This is a genomic window from Rhodococcus sp. LB1, assembly GCF_001583455.1.
GTDB lineage: Bacteria > Actinomycetota > Actinomycetes > Mycobacteriales > Mycobacteriaceae > Rhodococcus_F > Rhodococcus_F opacus.
Window position 1 is genome coordinate 1 of the sequence record NZ_LTCZ01000311.1, and the last position, 1002, is coordinate 1002.

The following is a 1002-nucleotide window of genomic DNA, read 5'->3' on the forward strand; positions in this document are numbered from 1 at the left end:
AGATGTTCTACGACGACGATGCCGATCTGTCGATCATCCAGGGCCGTAAGGTCGCTGTGATCGGTTACGGAAGCCAGGGCCACGCGCACTCGCTGAGCCTGCGCGACTCGGGCGTCGATGTGCGTATCGGCCTCAAGGAAGGCTCGAAGTCCCGCGCGAAGGCCGAGGAGCAGGGCCTGACCGTCGGTACCCCCGCCGAGGTCTCCGAGTGGGCCGACGTGATCATGGTGCTCGCACCCGACACCGCGCAGGCGTCGATCTTCACCAATGACATCGAGCCGAACCTGAAGGACGGCGACGCGCTGTTCTTCGGACACGGCCTCAACATCCACTTCGACCTGATCAAGGCTCCGGAGTTCGTCACCGTCGGCATGGTCGCCCCCAAGGGCCCCGGCCACCTGGTGCGTCGTCAGTTCGTCGACGGCAAGGGTGTCCCCGCGCTCATCGCGATCGACCAGGACCCGAAGGGTGAGGGCCAGGCCCTCGCACTGTCCTACGCCAAGGGCATCGGCGGCACCCGCGCCGGCGTCATCAAGACCACGTTCAAGGAAGAGACCGAGACGGACCTCTTCGGCGAGCAGGCCGTGCTCTGCGGCGGCACCGAGGAACTGGTCAAGACCGGTTTCGAGGTCATGGTCGAGGCCGGCTACGCGCCCGAGATGGCGTACTTCGAGGTGCTGCACGAGCTCAAGCTCATCGTCGACCTCATGTACGAGGGTGGCATCGCCCGCATGAACTACTCGGTGTCCGACACCGCGGAGTTCGGTGGCTACCTCTCCGGCCCGCGCGTCATCGACGCCGGCACCAAGGAGCGCATGAAGGCGATCCTGGCCGACATCCAGTCGGGTGAGTTCACCCGCCGCCTCGTCGCCAACGTCGAGAACGGCAACACCGAGCTCGAGGGCCTGCGCAAGGCCAACGCCGAGCACCCGATCGAGGTCACCGGCAAGAAGCTGCGCGACCTGATGAGCTGGGTCGACCGCCCGATCACCGAAACCGCCT

General features: G+C 66.0%; 1 protein-coding gene. It reads left to right on the forward strand.

Annotation, left to right across the window (positions count from 1 at the left end; all coding sequences use genetic code 11):
* Positions 1-2: 2 nt before the first annotated feature.
* The coding region (gene ilvC / locus AZG88_RS32080; RefSeq protein ID WP_061700158.1) for a ketol-acid reductoisomerase at positions 3-1002 on the forward strand (1000 nt) is incomplete at its 3' end.